Origin of the sequence: Alcaligenes sp. Me129 (assembly GCF_050487245.1) — a bacterium.
Lineage (GTDB): Bacteria > Pseudomonadota > Gammaproteobacteria > Burkholderiales > Burkholderiaceae_B > Alcaligenes > Alcaligenes phenolicus.
Genome location: NZ_JBKQGX010000001.1, coordinates 188,322 through 205,394, shown reverse-complemented (window position 1 = coordinate 205,394; position 17,073 = coordinate 188,322). Strand labels below are relative to the sequence as shown.

Here is a 17,073-nt window from a genome sequence, read left to right as displayed (position 1 = left end):
ACGCTAAGGCTCATCATCGCCCACAGGCTCCAGGCAATAACCTACGCCGCGCAAAGTGACGATATGGACATCCGAGGACTGCAGTTTCTTGCGCAAGCGATGCACCAATACCTCGATAGCTTCGATATTGATTTCATCCTCATCCTTGTCATTGAGCCGATCCAGGATGAACTGCTTGTTCACAGGTTCTCCGCTACGCTGCACCAGAATACGCAGTACCTCGGCCTCACGCGGTGACACGGACAGAAGCGCCGAATCCAGCGTAAAGCGCTGTGTGGACAAGTCATAGACCAGGCTGCCACACGCCATACGCGGTTTGTCCTTGCCCCGGCTACGACGAATCAGGGCATTAACGCGCGCCACCAGCTCTTCAATACGAAAAGGTTTGGGTAAAAAATCATCCGCCCCACACTCCAGGGCTTCCACTCGCTCCTGCAAGGAGTCGCGAGCCGTCAAAATCAACACGGGAGTCCGGTTATCCTCCGAACGCAGACGTGCCAGCAAGGCACGTCCGTCCATGCCCGGCAAGCCCAGATCCAGGACGAGTGCATCAAATTCCTCGATCTGCAAACGATGGTAGGCCACCATCCCGTCGTTGGACCACTCGACTGCAAACCCTTTCTTTTGCATGCTGCGTGTCAGCCACAGGGCCAAATCGGGCTCGTCTTCAATCAATAAAATTCGCATGGCGGGTAGTAGAAAAGAAAACAGAACAGGGGCAATAGTACGCCGCCGGATCGTATCAGCAGCACGTCACTGGCTGACAGACTCGGTCAGCTCCAGCACAAAACGCCGCAACCAGCGGCTTTCTTCATCATGTTCCTTGTTGATGTCCCAAATCATGGACACCACAAAAGATGGCACCCGCAACGGCACCGGCGAGACGGCTAATCGACTATTGCATTCCACAAAGGAACGGGCGGCGTAATCGGGCATGGTCAGCACCAAAGGGCTGCCAATAATGGCGTTGATTGCCCCGGAAAAATGCGTGAACGAGGCCTTGACCTTGCGCTGCAGTCGCTCGGCATCAAAGAGTTCATCGACAAAGCCGCGCAAGCCGTCAAAGGACACCCGCCCATGATGAGCATGCAGATACTCCTGCTTGCTGATGGGGGTTGAAAACGCAATGGACTGCTTATCGTAAATGCAGATATAGGAAGCGGAAAACAGCACTTGCGACTTGTGCATGGTGCTCAGAAATTTGGGGCTGGAGCAAATCGCCAGATCCGCCCCATGCTCCACCATGCTTTGCGGCCACAAATAGCTATTGGTTTGGTAGAAGGAAAAACTGATCGTCCAGCCCTGCTCGTCAGCCATGCGAATCATGCGTTTGGCCAGCATATTTTCCAGATCGTCGGACAAAGCGATGCGAAAAACCCGGCTGGAGCGAGCTGGGTCGAACTCCTGCTCGGATGTGACCAGCGCCGAGATGCTTTTCAGGGCCTCGGATATCTGCGGGGCAATCTCCAAGGCCCGATGCGTAGGCGTCATTCCGTGCGAACCACGGGTAAACAGCTCGTCATTGAATACCACCCGCAACTTGCGCAAGGACGCGCTGACCGCGCCCTGGGTCAGAAATAGGGCATTGGCGGCCTTGGTCACGCTGCGCTCGTTCATCAAGCACTGGAACACCAGCAGCAGGTTCAGATCCATCCGCCTGATATTAGCGATATTAATGGAAGCCATTTTTCTAATTAGTTTGAATAATTATTTGGCTTGATTAGACTAAAAATCAGCCACAACCACAATAAGGGTCGGGTATTCACCTGCCCTGCTCGAGGAGATCTTTATGGGCACTGCTACCGTCGCCCCTGCACATGCCAAATCGGCCCCCCCAGGCCAGCCGGGCTTAAGTAAAAAACAAGTTGTTGCCGTTGGTATTGGCAACTTCATGGAATGGTTTGACTTCGCGATTTATGGCTACTTTGCAGCCATTATCGGCAGCATCTATTTTCCATCCGACGCCGCTGGCGTTTCCCTGCTCTCGTCCCTGGCCGTATTTGCCGTGGGTTTTGTCTCGCGCCCCTTTGGCGCCCTGATTCTGGGCCCCATTGGCGACCGCTTTGGCCGCAAGACCGTGCTGATGATTACCGTCTTTGGCATGGGTGTATTCACCACCCTGATTGGCCTGCTGCCTGGCTATAACACCATCGGCATTACCGCTCCTATCCTGCTGGTTGTGCTGCGCTTCCTGCAAGGCATGATGGTGGGTGGTGAATGGTCCGCTGCCGGTATTTTCCTGGTGGAAAGCGCCCCCTCCAACCGTCGTGCCACCGCCGCCAGCGTAGTGACCTTCACCGCCGGCATCGCCTTCCTGCTCGGTACCGCCACCGCTGCCGCCATCAACGCCACGCTGACCGAAGCCCAGGTCTACAGCTGGGGCTGGCGTGTGCCCTTCGTGCTGTCGATTGTGATGACCTTCATTGCGGTTTTTATCCGTCGCAAACTGAACGACACCCCCGTCTACCACGAGCTGCAGGAAAAGAAAGCCAACAACACACTGGAGCGCGTCTCGTCCAAGGACAAGTTCAACGCCTTTGTTCTGTCCTTTGCGTTCTCCGCCCTGTTCCTGGTGTCGCTGTACTACTTCATCACCTACGCCAATAACCACCTGGTTTCCATCCTGGGAATGAGCAAAACCTCGGCCCTGTGGCTGTGCAGTGCCTCGCTGGTGGTGTATTGCATCTTGCACCCACTGGTTGGCCGTTTCTCGGACCACTATGGTCGCCGCAAACTGGCCTTGTTTGCCGCTGCGGGTCTGACCATCATGGCCTACCCGATTTTCATCATGATGAACTCCGGCAAACCCGCGCTGATTCTGCTGGGCCTGATCATCATGGCTTTCCTGGTAGCCATCTCTGCCGTCATGAACGTGGTGCTGCTGGTGGAAGTGTTCCCCGCCTCGATTCGCTCGACCGGCGCCGCACTGGGTCACAACGTCTCGTCGGCACTGCTGGCTGGTCCTGGCCCCTTCATTGCTGCCGCCCTGATCCAGTACACAGGCAACCCCAACGTACCGGCCTGGTACCTGGCTGCCGTATCCCTGGTGTGCTTCCTGATCCTGTATACCCGCCTGCCTGAAACCAAAAACGTGGACTTGTCCGCAGGCTGACCTTTAAAGGAGACCTAGTTATGAGCAAAGTTGCAGTTATACAAGCGGCATCCATCCCGTTTGACTCTGCCAGCAGTGTAGAAAAAGCCGCCGCCATCTTGCAGCGTGTGGCTGCCAATGGCGCCACCCTGGCTGTCTTTCCCGAAGCCTTTCTGGGCGGGTATCCCAAAGGCATCAGCTTTGGCAGCGTCATCGGCAACCGCCGTCCTGAAGGCCGTGCCCTGTACCAGATGTATGTGGAAGGCGCTGTCACCCTGGGGGGCCCTGAACTGGAAGCACTGGCCGATGCCGTTACCCAAACCGGTGTCTACACCGTGATGGGCGTAATCGAAAAAATGGGCCGCACCCTGTACTGCACCGCTCTGACACTGGCTCCGGGCAAAGGCGTGGTGGGCATCCACCGCAAACTGATGCCTACCGGCCAGGAACGTCTGGTCTGGGGCTTTGGCGATGGCTCCACCATGGGCACTGTCGACACCCCCATGGGCCGAATCGGCAACGTGATCTGCTGGGAGAACTACATGCCCACCCTGCGTCAGACCATGTATGCCCAAGGCACCGAACTGTACTGCGCCCCCACGGCAGACGACCGCCCCACCTGGGCCTCGTCCATGATTCACATCGCCGTTGAAGGCCGTGTATTTGTGCTGTCCGCCTGCCAGGCCATCCGCCTGAACAATTACCCCGAGTCCTTCCAGAAAGAATTTGCCCTGCCCGGCGAATTTGCTCCGGACAGCTACGTAATGCACGGCGGCAGCATGATCGTCAGCCCCACCGGCGAAGTGCTGGCCGGCCCGGTGTTTGACGAAGAAACCGAGCTGTACGCCGAACTGGATATGGACCTGCTCAAACAGGCCAACCTGGACTTTGATGTTTACGGCCACTACTCGCGCCCCGACATCTTCTCCCTGCATGTCGACACCCGAGCCAAGCAGGTAGTGAAACTGCAAACCGAAGACTCGGCCGAGTAAAACCAGCCAAATCCTGCACCAAAAAACCGGCCCCATCGCGCGATAAACGTGATGGGGCCGGAACTGCTTTTGAGCCTGGCACAAGCTGCTGCCTGCACCTGCCCTTTCCTGTCGTAGCTTTCTTTTTAATCCCTTGGCACTAGCTCAAAGCCAAAGGTTCCAGCACGGGCTGATACGAAGACATCTGCAACTGCGTCTCGTCCAGACCCATTCCCTGCGCCAACAGAGCCAACATCGTCAGGCTCAATGGAACAAGACCTTTCTCGATCACGTTGTATTCCGCCACACTGATTCCCAAACGATTGGCCAAACGCTCGCGCTTGATCTCCAGATACTCGCGCCAGGCACGAATCAGGGTCCAGCGATGCGTTCGCATATCCTTGAGCACCACATACGGAATACCCTTGTCCGAACGCACGAAACGCGGTGCGGCCATCAACTTGCGCACGCACTCATCATTCATGGCATCTCGTGTCAACAGATGGGCATACAGCACGGCCTGCTCGGGCAAAGTGCGAGGATCAATATCTTCAGTGGTCAACAAGTATGTATTCATCATGGCTGACAAACCTAAGGATGTAAGAGAACGGTGAACCCTGAACTTACCTACCCGTTCCACCCCGGTCTGTCAGATAATTCTGAAAGTGCACCCTGACCGCCCTATCGGCTGATCCTGATCAAGACACACATCCAAACAGACCAAAAAAAAGCCTCTGAACACGTCAGAGGCACTCTTCCACCGCACTACACAACAACAACAACAACAACAACAACAACAATTCAGATACAAGCGGGCCTTAATCCACCCAGACACAGCGTCATAAACCCGTGGCCGATCCAAGGAACCGTGCAATGAAAGCCCAAGTCACGCCCCTGTAGTCGGAAAGCCTTAAGGCAAGAATTCCCTGTGAGCCCCTCTGGCCTGCGCCGGGGCCTTGGGGCGATTCAGAGTGCTTGCCGCAGGCGAGAGATCAGGCAGGGGTTCAAGCACCCAGCTGTTTGAACCCGACGCTTGCACTTGGTCCGGGGGACCAAGTACCGGGTGAGTTCTGGGTGCGCCCTGCCTGATCTCTTGACAAGGGGACCAGTGCGCAGCACCGGCAAGTGCTCAAGCCCCAAGGCCCCGGCGCAGGCCAGAGGGGCGTCTCCACTGAGACAACTCCTGCCTAATCGTTAACTAATCATCAAGCCAAAAACCAAGGCATCAAAAACGATCAGAAGTTATATTTCACCCCACCAAAGAAACTCCTGCCATTGCCCGCCAGATAAGTAGGCATCGCCTCCGAAGCCGAACGTCGAATCACATAACTGCTGGCGTAGGTCTTATCAAAAATGTTATCTGCCATCAGATAGGCACTCCAATGCTTGTCATGCTGATAAGCGACCTTGAAACCCCAAATGGCATAAGCATTTTGATGCGTGCCTTCCACATTCTGATGGTTGGTCGGCGTATCCGAAGCCAGCCAGCGCACGTTCGGCCCAAACCGCCAGCCACCACGTCGATACATCAGTTCTGCACCCAGCAAATGCTTGGGCACCCCGGCAATACGATTGCCTTCATACTCGCCCCCTCGGAAGCGGAAATCACTGTAGGTATAGGACAGACGATAGTCCCAGCGCCCTGCAGCCGGAGCAGGCAAGGAACCGCTCAAACCAGCCTCCACGCCCTGGTGCCGCGTCCGATCAGCATAGTTAAATGTCACCGATGAAGCCCCGGTTGCATCACTGACAGCCATCAGCTCATCTTTCACATTGCTGCGATACACAGCCAGGGACCAGTCCACCGCCGATTCGCCACTGCCCCAACGCCCGGCACCACCCAACTCAAAAGTCGTCGCCTTTTGCACATTCAATTCCGTCAGCCCTGTCACTGCCGAGCGCACATTCATGGGCTGCGGTACTTCCGCACTGATGATCTCCCAATACGTAGGCGCCTCATGACTGCGGCTGACATTGGCAAACACCCGCAAATCCTCGGACGGCTGCCACACCACGCCCAGTTTCGGGCTGGCGTAGGACCATTTCTGGTTCAGGGTATCGCCCCCCAAACGATTGCGCGCATCACGAATCGCCTGGCTGTACTTCACATCCCCCACCACGGTCCACTGGGGCGCAACCTTCCAGCTCAAACCCAACAGCGCATTGCGGTTTTCAGCGCGCAGGCGATAGTCCCCAAAGAACAAGGCACGGCTGCCATTGGCGGGATTGACCGCATACAACTCACGATCCATATCACTGCGCGCCCAATCCAAAGCCACACGGTAATCCAACGCACCTTCGCGGCCAGCAATTTGCCACTGCGCCCCATAGGTGTGGCCCTTGGTGGGCGAAGACACCTGCGGATTCGTAAAGGTATCGTCCACCGTCTGCCAATACAGCCCCACGGTCTGATTGAAATCTTCAGTGCCCCAGTAGCTACGGTTAGCCAGACGGAATTGAGTAGCCTTGCGATTCGGGTCACGTTTATAGACGTTAGCTGCCATATCCTGCGGCGTGCCATAGTCCCCCATCACACTGCGCGGATCGCTGTAGAGACGTTCGCGTGGGACCACATTGGGAATATCAAACTTCAAATCCACATAAGACAGGTAGGTGCGATTCTCGAACTGCCCGCGCTTGAAACCGATATTGCCCTGTACATTCGTGCGCTCGGAATCCGAGTGATGACGGTAGCCATCAGCCTTGTCATGGCTGACTGCCAAGCGCCCATCAAACTCGTCCGTCTGAAAACCCTTGGCGGCATACAAACCCAGACGCCCGAAACTGCCGCCCTCCACGCTGATGGCGTCACCCTGCGTACCGTTCATGGAGCGAAAATCCAATTCTCCACCTAAAGTGGTCGCACTGGCCGACAAGGCATTCGCACCACGCCGCACGCTGACCAAGGAGCTGTTGCGCGGTTCCAGAAAGCCGATCACAAACGAGCCGTCCGCCTCGTTCAAAGGCTGACCATCTTGCAACAGCAAGACACCTCGATTGACCGGATTACTTTGAATCCCCGAACCGCGAATATTGAGCCGAGGCTGATCAATCCCGCCAAAAAAATCCTGCACGATCAAGCCGGGCTGATAGTCCAGGGCATCGCGCAAAGTCACCAGACGCAGTTCTTCCTGCGGCTGAATCAAATTGGTGCCACCAGGCACCGCATCCAGGCGAGCCTTTTCTTGTCGCAGGTCGGCCTGCAGCACGCTTTGCCCGACAGGCGCCTCGACGACAATGGGAGACAAGATGGAGGTAGACGGGTCGGCCCAGGCGGCGCCCGACCACAGCCCTCCCAGCGCCAGGCTGACCGTCAGCCGACGCAATACAGGAACGTGTGACATCGTATTCTCGATAGAAAGTGAAATTACCAGTGCAGATAAAACATGGTCTTGGCCAGGATCACGATCCCGACCATGTGACAGAACACGCTTAGGTGAATGCGCTTGAAATGGATGGACTTCATGCGCCCGGTGCGCCGCAAAGTCATGGCCGTCAGAAAATGACCAAAAACGCTAAGCGCCAACAGAATCTTGATGGTCAAAAACAGGCCCAAAGTGTTATCGAAAGGATGGGCCAGCGCAGCGCGGTGATGCCAGGCCAAACCTATCCCGGCGCTGTACAGAACCAGCAGAACCCAGGGCATGATGCGCCGGGCACGGTCACCAATGGCAATCTCCAAGGTGCGCATGGCCTCTCGCGGAACGTGCTTGCGTATGCCTTCCAGCATCAAGACTTCAAAGAACACCGTGCCAATGAAAAACAGAGCGGCAAACAGATGGAACAGCAGGATCACGGGATAGGCAGTCATGGCGTCAAAGCCTCCTGAGACAAAAGTTGGGCATACAAGGAATCGGCCAGACGCTCGCGGGCAGCGATATCCGCCGGGGCCACCGGCTCAAACAACTGCCCTTGCCCCTTTTGCAGCAGCAGGCAGGAATCAGCGACCCGCATCAATTCACGGGGTTGATGACTGATGTACAACAGCGCTGCTCCGGTTTCTTCCAGGCAGCACAGGCAGACTTGAGCCAGGCTATTGCGCAGCGCCGGGTCCAGAGCACTGAAGGGTTCATCCAGCAGCAAAAGATCCGGTTGCAAGGCAAAGGCGCGGGCCAGTGCCACCCGTTGCGCCATGCCACCGGACAACTCGCCGGGCCAGGACTGGGCGACACCGGCCAACTCCACCTGCCCCAGCCAGTACATGGCACGCTCTTTGGCTTGCGCAGCCGACAAGCCTTGCGCACGCAGCGGAATCTGCACGTTGTCCAGCACGCTGCGCCAAGGCAACAAACGGGGCTGCTGAAACACCAGCACGGGGTGACGAAACTCGTTCCAGACCTGGCCGGAATCAGGCTTGATCAGGCCCGCAACCAAACGCAGCAAGGTACTTTTCCCTTCGCCACTAGGCCCCAGAACGCCCAGGCGCTGCCCGGCCTGCAAGATGAAACTTAAATCCTGCAAAACCGGCTTTTGCCCGAACAGGACCTGGACATGGCTTAGCTCAAGCATGGCTATCCTCCCGCCACTGTCCCAGACGACGCTGCAAGGGTTGCAGCAGAACAAATTCAATCACGGCGACCAAGCCCAGAATCAGCACAACCCAGGCGTACAGCTCGGCGCTGTCAAAGGTGCTACGTGCATTGGCCAAGGCATAGCCTGCGCCACTTTCTGCACCCAGCACTTCGGCCATCACCACCAGACGAACCCCACCGCAGCAAGCGATCAGCAAAGCGGCAGTCAAAGGAGCCGTCAGAGAAGGCAGATACAGGTGACGCAGACGGCGCCACCAGCCAAAGCGGTACACGTGGCTCATCTCGATCAGATCGCGGTCCACCTGCAACATCCCTTTGACGGTGTTCACGTACATGCCCGGCACCATCATCAGCACCGTCATGAAAATCACCATGCTCGAACCCAGGCCAAACCAGAGCATGGCCAGCACAACAACCACCACAGGCGGAATCGCCATCAATAGCCAACGCAAAGGTTCCAGCAAGCCACGCAGCCGCGGACTGTGCGCCGCCAAAATGCCTAGCGTGAAACCAATGGAACACCCCACGCTGACGCCAATGGCCACGCGCAGCAAACTAGCTCCGGCGTCATTCAGAAAATGGCCGGACATCATCAAACGCGGAATCGCACGGGCGGTTTCCATGGGCGAAGCCATCAGCAAGGGCCCCAGAAACATGGCGCTGATCTGCCAGCACAGCAGAATCAGCAGCACACCCACGACACCCCAGGCACGAGAGCTACGTGCCGATAAATTCGGCTTGCTTTTCATGGTCCATAAAACCCGGCAGCAGGCAGGCCACCACCCAAGGCTTGGGGATGCTGATCCGCCAGCAATTGATACAGCGCTTCCAGTTGAGGGCGGATTTCACTGGCTGGACGACTATCCAGACGAGTCTTTTCAATCGCGGTTTGAATTGCCGGAACCGGGAACTGAGGCAAATAGCCATGAACCATTTGGGCGCACTCTTGCGGCTGCTGGCTGCACCAGCGGGCCGACTCGGCATAAGCCCGTTCCACGGCCTGATTCAGCTCGGTATCGTGGGCCACAGTGACGTTAGCCATGACGCCGGCTTGCGGCAGCGCCTGTTGCAAAGGAAAAGCCTGCGCCCAGGCTTGCTCCAGACTTTGACCGCGATGCAGCTCCACCTTCTTCTGCTCCGCCTGCCACAAGAGCAAGGAAGCAGTGGGCTCAACTAACAAGGCTTGATCGCCCTGGCCGGTCAGCATCAAGGCAATGGCGTCCTGAGCATCGCGCGTACGACGCAAGCGTACAGTTTCCTTACCCCCTTGGGCTTGCTTGACCAGCAAGGTATCCAGCAAGACAGCAGGCAGATCGCGCTGAAATGGCACCAGCAGTTCCTTACCGGCCAGATCGCTAAAGCTCTTGACGGCGGGATCACGGCTGACTAGCCACAAAATGCCCCAGACCGAAATATTCAGCTGTTTGACGGCCTGCCCCTTGTTGAACATCAAGGCAGACAAATTGCTGGGTGCAGCGCTGTAATCCACTTCCTTTTTAGCCAGCAGAACACGCAACTGATCCGGGTTCTGCCACAGACGAAACTCCAGCTTGTCCGTGTATTGGCTCAAGGCCTGGGTCTGCGCCATATGCATCAAGGGATAGGACACCACCGCGCCTGGGCCGGCCAGAGTCAGAGACTCGTAACGGGGAGCGGCCTGGGCACCTGCTACCAGCGAGGCCAGGAGCAAGCCAGGCAAAACACGGCTCAAGACCTTGCGAACGAACATCCCACGGCCATCTCTTTTGGAGTTACCCAGCGTCGTAGAGGCAAACCGAGCACGAACCCGCTCCTTAACCCCACCAAAAACGTGAACCTGTGCCCCGTTTTTTAGATCAAGCTCATCCAGACGGGGCATGGCAGCACGCTTACCTGATAAGCCAGCATCAATTGCCTTGGGGGTAGCCTGATTTAAGGGAAGTCCACGCGCATGGCTGGCTATAGCCTGCTGCCCTCTGTCTGAACGGACACTTTTTCCCTGAGATGCAGCCCAGCGGCAGAACCCTTGATAGATATATGGCATGAAGATTTGTATAATGAGAACTATTATCAAATGGGAATTCTCCCATCTTCATCCCAGCCCCCCAATGACAAAAGTCAACATGCCCGGCTCGTGTCCAGCTTTGTTTGAATTGCTGGCTCGCCACCGTCTCCTGCAAGGTTTGCCCATCGAGGTCATCCAGCATTTGTGCCGTGACGCTTTGGCTCAAAACGCCAGTTCTGGGCAGATTCTGTTCAATGAAGGCGACGAGGCCCGCTATTGCTTGCTGGTAGACACTGGTCAGGTAGAAATCCTGCGCTACAGCCAAAATGGCGACGAACGTGTTTTCAATGTTTTCGAGCCCGGCCAATTGGTGGCGGAAGCCGCCATGTTCATGCCGCATGGTCGCTACCCCATGTGCGCTCGCGCCAAGGGAACCGTGCGCGTCTACAAACTCTCGCGCAGCAGCCTACAAGAAGCCTGCCGCCGCTGGCCCGAACTGGCCATGAACATGATGGCGGGCTTGAGCAGCGCCTTGTATGCACAAGTCAATAAAGTGGACTGGATTTCAGCCAGCTCGGCCGCCGAGCGTTTGGCGAACTACTTGCTCAATCTGCAAGCCCGCCAAGGGGAAAAAATCCAGTTACCCTTGAACCAACGGCAACTGGCCGCCCATCTGGGTATACGGGCAGAGACCTTGAGCCGATTGTTCACCGACTGGCAGGCGCGTGGTTACGTCAGTGGCAAGCGCAGCGATTGGCAGGTACATGACCAGGCCCACCTGCGCCGCTTGGCCAGTCCAGCCCAACGCTCTTTTTAAGCGATCGACGCACTCATGACTTTTGTCATTTGAGTACTTTTCAAGCAGACCGAGAATGCCGACTTTTAGCTTCTCTGCTTGATACTCATGACACACTTGCCGCCACAGGCCGCTTACACTGAAGCCGACATTCGCCAATTGGTGACCCAGTTCTACGCCCAGGTTCGGCAAGATGCGCAGCTAGGCCCGATTTTTGAACACAATGTGCAGGACTGGGACGAGCATCTGGATATGCTGTGCGATTTCTGGTCGGCCATTTTGCTGGGCACACGCCGCTTCAAGGGCGCCCCGATTGCGCGCCATGCGGCCCTGCCCGAGTTATCCTGGCCCTTGTTTGAACGCTGGCTGGAAATTTTCCACCAAACCACGGCCACGCTGGGCAAACCCACCCTGCAACAAAAGGCAGACGCTATGGCAGACCGCATTGCCGCCAAACTTTGGCAGACCTATCAGGCGCAAAGCAATCAAACGCGCCTGCCTGACACCCTGCCTGAAGGGCTGGAGCGCTACAGCCAATCCCCCGTTTTCACGCCGGCCAATTTGCCCGAGGCCTTGCGCCGTGCCCACAACACCAAAGTTGGCACCTGGGGCCTGCTGCGTGTTCAAACCGGCGTGCTGCGCTTTGCTCTGGATCAGGAGCCTTTTACTGAAGTGGTGCTGACAGCCGGACAATGTGTGGCGATTGAGCCCCAAGTTCTGCATCACGTGGAGTTCGAACTGCCCGGCAGCTTTCAGATCGAATTCTTCAAACAAGCCCGCTAAATTGAAAAAATCCCTTGCAAATAGTAGGTGAATACCCGCATCACCGACTACACTTGCGGCTCCGGCGTGAAAACCTCAATAGAATCAAGATTGTCCTTGATCAATTAGACACGCCCTCTTGGCAGTAGCCCATAAGTTCAACGCTTATACTGTTCAACTATAAAACAGGGGCAGAGCTCACAAGGCGCCTCCCCTGACGATTTCAAACACGAAAACACAATCCTATTGGAGAGCCGCATGGTGAACATGAATCGGCGTCAGTTCTTCAAAGTGACGGGGGCCTCGCTGGCCAGTTCCAGCATGGTCTTGCTGGGCGCTGCGCCCACCCCCGCCATGGCGGAAGTCAGGCAGTACAAACTGACCCGCATGACAGAGACGCGCAATACCTGTCCTTACTGTTCCGTAGCCTGTGGGGTGCTGCTGTACTCCCGTGGTGACGGCGCCATGAATGCCGAACCCAGCGTGGTTCACATTGAAGGCGATGCCGACCACCCCGTGAACCGCGGCACACTCTGTCCCAAGGGCGCAGGCTTGGTGGATTTCATCAAGAGCCCCAACCGACTCAAATACCCTGAATACCGTGCCGCTGGCTCGGACAAGTGGGAACGCATCTCCTGGGAAGACGCTTTCACGCGTATTGCCAAGCTGATGAAAGAAGACCGCGACGCCAACTTCCAGACCACCGCTGAAGACGGCACCGTCGTCAACCGTTGGCTGACCACCGGCATGCTGGCTGCTTCGGCAAGTAGTAACGAAGTGGGCTATGTCACCCATAAAGTCATCCGCAGCATGGGTGTACTGGCGTTCGATAACCAAGCACGTGTCTGACACGGCCCGACGGTGGCAGGTCTTGCCCCGACGTTTGGCCGTGGAGCGATGACGAACCATTGGGTCGACATCAAGAACGCGGATATTGTGCTGATTATGGGCGGCAACGCAGCCGAGGCGCACCCCTGTGGTTTCAAATGGGTGACCGAGGCCAAAGCACACAACAATGCAAAACTGATCGTTGTGGATCCACGCTTTACGCGTTCGGCATCCGTAGCGGACTTTTACGCGCCTATACGTACCGGTAGTGACATCACCTTCCTGGGTGGCGTCATCAAATACCTGCTGGATAACGACAAGATCCAGCACGAATACGTGCGCAACTACACCGATATGCCCTTTATCGTGCGCGAAGACTTTGACTTCGAGCAGGGGCTGTACTCGGGCTACAACGAAGAAAAACGCAGCTACGACAAGTCCTCCTGGGACTACGAGCTGGGCGAGGACGGCTACGTCAAGACGGACCCCACCTTGCAACACCCACGCTCGGTCTACCAACTGCTGCGCAAGCACTACGAGCGCTACACGCCCGAGATGGTGGAACGCGTCTGTGGCACGCCCAAGGACAAGTTCCTGAAAGTCTGTGAAATGCTGGCCTCGACCGCTGAACCGGGTCGCGCGGGCACCATCCTGTATGCGCTGGGCTGGACGCAACACAGTATTGGTTCGCAGATCATCCGTACCGGCGCCATGGTCCAGCTGCTGCTGGGCAATATTGGTATTGCCGGCGGTGGCATGAACGCGCTGCGCGGACACTCCAACATTCAGGGTCTGACTGACCTGGGTTTGATGTCCAACCTGCTGCCCGGCTATCTAACTTTGCCCAACCAGGCCGAGAAAGAGTTTGACGGCTACATCGGCGCACGTGCCCAACAGCCGCTACGCCCCAACCAGCTAAGCTACTGGCGCAACTACAAGAAGTTCCACGTCAGCCTGATGAAAGCCTGGTTTGGTGATGCCGCCCAGGCCGAGAACAACTGGGCCTACGACTATCTGCCCAAGCTGGACAAGCTCTACGACATGCTGCAAGTGTTCGAGCTGATGGACGAAGGCAAGATGACGGGTTACATCTGTCAGGGCTTCAACCCCCTGGCGGCGGCACCGTACAAGGCCAAGCTGCTGCGTGGTTTCTCCAAGCTCAAGTACATGGTCATCATGGACCCGCTGGTTACGGAAACGTCAGAGTTCTGGAAGAACTATGGCGAGCACAATGATGTCGATTCCGCTTCCATCCAGACCGAAGTCTTCCGTCTGCCCACCACCTGTTTCGCCGAGGAAGAAGGCGCACTGGTGAACTCGGGCCGCTGGTTGCAATGGCACTGGAAGGCCGCCAACCCTCCGGGCGAGGCCAAGAGCGACATTGAGATCATGAGCACGCTGTTCACGCGTATTCGCTCGCTGTACCAGAAAGAAGGCGGTGCCTTCCCTGATCCGATCCTGAACCTGTCCTGGCCCTACTCCAACCCGGATGATCCAACCGCCGCTGAACTGGCCAAGGAATACTCGGGCCGCGCACTGGTGGATCTGCATGATCCCAAGGATCCGACGAAGATCACGCGTAAGGCAGGCGAGCAACTGGATGGCTTTGCCGAATTGCGCGACGACGGCACCACGCTAAGCGGTTGCTGGATCTATGCCGGTGCCTGGACACAGCAAGGCAACCTGATGGCTCGCCGCGACAATAGCGATCCAACCGGAATCGGCCAGACGCTGAACTGGGCCTGGGCCTGGCCAGCAAACCGCCGCGTGCTCTACAACCGTGCATCCTGTGACCTGACCGGCAAACCCTTTGACCCACGTCGCAGCCTGGTTCACTGGGATGGCAAGCGCTGGGGTGGTGCGGACGTCCCTGACTACAAGGCCGATGAGAATCCGGCTGATGGCATGGGCCCGTTCATCATGAACCCCGAAGGTGTCGCCCGCTTCTTTGCCCGTAAAGGCATGGCAGAAGGCCCCTTCCCCGAGCACTACGAGCCTTTTGAAAGCCCCTTGAGCTACAACCCGCTCAGTCCTGACGAACCACGTGCCATGACCAACCCGGCGGCGCGTATCTTCAAGGACGACCTGGCGGCCATGGGTACGGTAGACAAGTTCCCCTATGTGGGCACCACCTACCGCCTGACCGAGCACTTCCACTACTGGACCAAGCACGTGAAGCTGAACGCCATCGTGCAGCCCGAACAGTTTGTGGAAATTGGCGAGGAGCTGGCCAAGGAAGTGGGCATTGTGCAGGGTGACCGCGTCAAGGTGTCCTCCAACCGTGGCTATATCAAGGCCGTGGCGGTGGTGACCAAGCGCATCAAGGCCCTGAACGTGGATGGCAAGGTTGTCCACCAAGTGGGTATCCCGCTGCACTGGGGATTTGTGGGTCTGGCCCGACCTGGTTTCCTGATCAATGCGCTGACCCCGCCGGTAGGCGATGGCAACTCGCAAACGCCGGAGACCAAGGCCTTCCTGGTTCAACTTGAAAAGGTTAAGGAGTAAGCCATGGCCTTGCAATCACTTGATATCAAACGGCGCTCCGCAACCACCACCCCATCGCCCAGCGTACGCGAGCCCGTGGGTGGGGAAGTGGCCAAGCTGATCGACACCAGTAAATGCATTGGCTGTAAGGCCTGTCAGGTCGCCTGCATGGAATGGAACGATACGCGCGACGAAATCGGTCACAACGTCGGGGTGTATGACAACCCGGCCGACCTGACCGACAAGTCCTGGACCATCATGCGTTTTGCGGAGTATGAAAACCCCGCTGGCGATCTGGAATGGCTGATTCGCAAAGACGGCTGCATGCACTGCGAGGACCCGGGCTGCCTGAAGGCCTGTCCCTCGCCAGGCGCCATCGTGCAGTACACCAACGGCATTGTGGATTTCCACGAGGAAAACTGCATTGGCTGCGGCTACTGCGTTACCGGCTGTCCTTTCGATGTGCCTCGCATTTCGGAAAAGGACAAGAAAGCCTACAAGTGCACCTTGTGTTCGGACCGTGTGGCGGTCGGACAGGAACCGGCCTGTGCCAAGACCTGTCCTACCGGCGCGATTGTGTTCGGTACCAAAGAAGACATGCAGCACCACGCTGCAGAGCGTATCGAAGACCTGAAATCGCGCGGCTTTGAAAACGCAGGTTTGTACGACCCGGCTGGAGTGGGTGGCACCCACGTCATGTACGTGCTGCACCACGCCGACAAGCCCGAGCTGTACAGCGACCTGCCCAAGGACCCGCAAATCAGTCCGATGGTCTCGCTCTGGAAGGGAGTGGCCAAGCCGCTGGGGGTTGCTGCCATGGCACTGACCGCCCTGATTGGTTTCTTCCACTACATCCGAACCGGTCCTAACGAGACCGACGAGGAAGACGAGCGCCGCGCCGACGAGGACGCACGCAAGATCCAGGAGGCTCACCATGACTGATCACAACCGCAAGGGCTTGATTCAGCGCTACACCACCAGTCAGCGCATTAATCACTGGATCATTGCCATGAGCTTTGTGCTGCTGGCCTTGTCCGGGCTGGCGCTGTTTCATCCGTCAATGTTCTGGCTGACCAACCTGTTTGGCGGCGGTCCGTGGACACGCATTCTGCACCCGTTCATTGGTGTGGTGATGTTTGTGTGCTTTTTCCTGTTTGCGGCCCGCATGGTACGGCACAATATGTTCTCCAAGGGTGACGCGGCCTGGCTGCGTCACTTCAAGGATGTGCTGAACGCCAAGGACGAGCGCATTCCCGAAGTAGGCCGCTATAACGCCGGGCAAAAAATCCTGTTTTTTGCTTTGGTGATCTTCATGATCGGCCTGCTGGCAACCGGTGTGGTGATGTGGCGCGAATACTTTTCCGCCTTCTTCCCCATCTGGGCTATCCGCCTGGCCTCCGTGCTGCACGCGGTCTGCGCCCTGCTGATGATTTGCGCGATTATCGTGCACATCTACGCCGGTATCTGGGTAAAAGGTTCGGTCAAAGCCATGACCCGCGGTACGGTTACCCGTGCCTGGGCCTGGAAGCACCACCGCGCCTGGTTCCGTGAAGAAATGGAAAAAGGTCCCAGCCGTCCTGCCGAATAAGCGGGGCTCTGGTACATAAGCAACCCGGCTGCCATGC

General features: G+C 57.2%; 15 protein-coding genes. 7 read left to right on the top strand and 8 right to left on the bottom strand.

All coding sequences use genetic code 11. From position 1 onward, the window contains the following. Positions 1 to 3: 3 nt before the first annotated feature. The gene (locus ACLPGZ_RS00960) at positions 4 to 687 is read right to left on the bottom strand and encodes a response regulator (RefSeq protein WP_035270192.1); all 684 of its coding nucleotides are present in this window, start codon (positions 685 to 687) and stop codon (positions 4 to 6) included. A gap of 66 nt (positions 688 to 753) precedes the next feature. Beyond that, positions 754 to 1,686 carry a LysR family transcriptional regulator gene (locus tag ACLPGZ_RS00955; protein ID WP_009463447.1) on the bottom strand — a complete coding sequence of 311 codons (933 nt, stop codon included), beginning with the start codon at positions 1,684 to 1,686 and terminating at the stop codon, positions 754 to 756. A gap of 103 nt (positions 1,687 to 1,789) precedes the next feature. Between ACLPGZ_RS00955 and ACLPGZ_RS00950 the strand changes: the two genes are divergently transcribed. Together ACLPGZ_RS00950 and ACLPGZ_RS00945 are read left to right on the top strand one after the other, a co-directional pair. Then, the gene (locus ACLPGZ_RS00950) at positions 1,790 to 3,112 is read left to right on the top strand and encodes an MFS transporter (RefSeq protein ID WP_060185407.1); all 1,323 of its coding nucleotides are present in this window, start codon (positions 1,790 to 1,792) and stop codon (positions 3,110 to 3,112) included. Positions 3,113 to 3,132: 20 nt separating this feature from the next. Then, complete coding sequence (locus ACLPGZ_RS00945; protein WP_021447211.1) at positions 3,133 to 4,083, top strand: carbon-nitrogen hydrolase family protein; 951 nt, start codon at positions 3,133 to 3,135, stop codon at positions 4,081 to 4,083. A 139-nt stretch (positions 4,084 to 4,222) separates the two neighbouring features. Here ACLPGZ_RS00945 and ACLPGZ_RS00940 read toward each other — a convergent pair whose 3' ends face one another. From ACLPGZ_RS00940 to ACLPGZ_RS00915, 6 genes are all read right to left on the bottom strand, one after another. Continuing rightward, complete coding sequence (locus ACLPGZ_RS00940; RefSeq protein ID WP_239054805.1) at positions 4,223 to 4,642, bottom strand: helix-turn-helix domain-containing protein; 420 nt, start codon at positions 4,640 to 4,642, stop codon at positions 4,223 to 4,225. A 655-nt stretch (positions 4,643 to 5,297) separates the two neighbouring features. Further along, a complete protein-coding gene (locus ACLPGZ_RS00935; protein WP_429640931.1) occupies positions 5,298 to 7,406 on the bottom strand; it encodes a TonB-dependent receptor family protein in 2,109 nt (702 codons plus the stop codon). Positions 7,407 to 7,429: 23 nt separating this feature from the next. Then, positions 7,430 to 7,873: a CopD family copper resistance protein gene (locus ACLPGZ_RS00930; protein ID WP_035270184.1), complete on the bottom strand. Its 444-nt coding sequence runs from the start codon at positions 7,871 to 7,873 to the stop codon at positions 7,430 to 7,432. Beyond that, on the bottom strand, positions 7,870 to 8,571 hold the full coding sequence (locus ACLPGZ_RS00925) for an ABC transporter ATP-binding protein (RefSeq protein WP_239054807.1): 702 nt from the start codon (positions 8,569 to 8,571) through the stop codon (positions 7,870 to 7,872). Before ACLPGZ_RS00925 ends, ACLPGZ_RS00930 begins: the two co-directional genes overlap by 4 nt. Next, positions 8,564 to 9,343, bottom strand: coding sequence for an ABC transporter permease (locus ACLPGZ_RS00920; RefSeq protein ID WP_239054808.1), 780 nt, complete (start codon positions 9,341 to 9,343; stop codon positions 8,564 to 8,566). Before ACLPGZ_RS00920 ends, ACLPGZ_RS00925 begins: the two co-directional genes overlap by 8 nt. Next, a complete protein-coding gene (locus ACLPGZ_RS00915) occupies positions 9,340 to 10,452 on the bottom strand; it encodes an ABC transporter substrate-binding protein (protein WP_429640930.1) in 1,113 nt (370 codons plus the stop codon). The genes ACLPGZ_RS00920 and ACLPGZ_RS00915 overlap by 4 nt, the downstream gene beginning before the upstream one ends. Before the next feature lie 229 nt (positions 10,453 to 10,681). Between ACLPGZ_RS00915 and ACLPGZ_RS00910 the strand changes: the two genes are divergently transcribed. The 5 genes from ACLPGZ_RS00910 (at position 10,682) to ACLPGZ_RS00890 (ending at position 17,036) form a co-directional block, all read left to right on the top strand. Beyond that, entirely contained in the window at positions 10,682 to 11,395 is a 714-nt protein-coding gene (locus tag ACLPGZ_RS00910; protein WP_239054810.1) for a Crp/Fnr family transcriptional regulator, read from the top strand. A gap of 87 nt (positions 11,396 to 11,482) precedes the next feature. Continuing rightward, positions 11,483 to 12,157, top strand: coding sequence for a DUF1971 domain-containing protein (locus ACLPGZ_RS00905; RefSeq protein ID WP_115634495.1), 675 nt, complete (start codon positions 11,483 to 11,485; stop codon positions 12,155 to 12,157). A gap of 237 nt (positions 12,158 to 12,394) precedes the next feature. After that, the gene (fdnG, locus tag ACLPGZ_RS00900) at positions 12,395 to 15,469 is read left to right on the top strand and encodes a formate dehydrogenase-N subunit alpha (RefSeq protein WP_143241241.1); all 3,075 of its coding nucleotides are present in this window, start codon (positions 12,395 to 12,397) and stop codon (positions 15,467 to 15,469) included. Positions 15,470 to 15,472: 3 nt separating this feature from the next. Then, positions 15,473 to 16,390 carry a formate dehydrogenase subunit beta gene (gene fdxH / locus ACLPGZ_RS00895; RefSeq protein ID WP_021447214.1) on the top strand — a complete coding sequence of 306 codons (918 nt, stop codon included), beginning with the start codon at positions 15,473 to 15,475 and terminating at the stop codon, positions 16,388 to 16,390. After that, positions 16,383 to 17,036: a formate dehydrogenase subunit gamma gene (locus ACLPGZ_RS00890; protein WP_009463457.1), complete on the top strand. Its 654-nt coding sequence runs from the start codon at positions 16,383 to 16,385 to the stop codon at positions 17,034 to 17,036. Before fdxH ends, ACLPGZ_RS00890 begins: the two co-directional genes overlap by 8 nt. Positions 17,037 to 17,073: the final 37 nt, after the last annotated feature.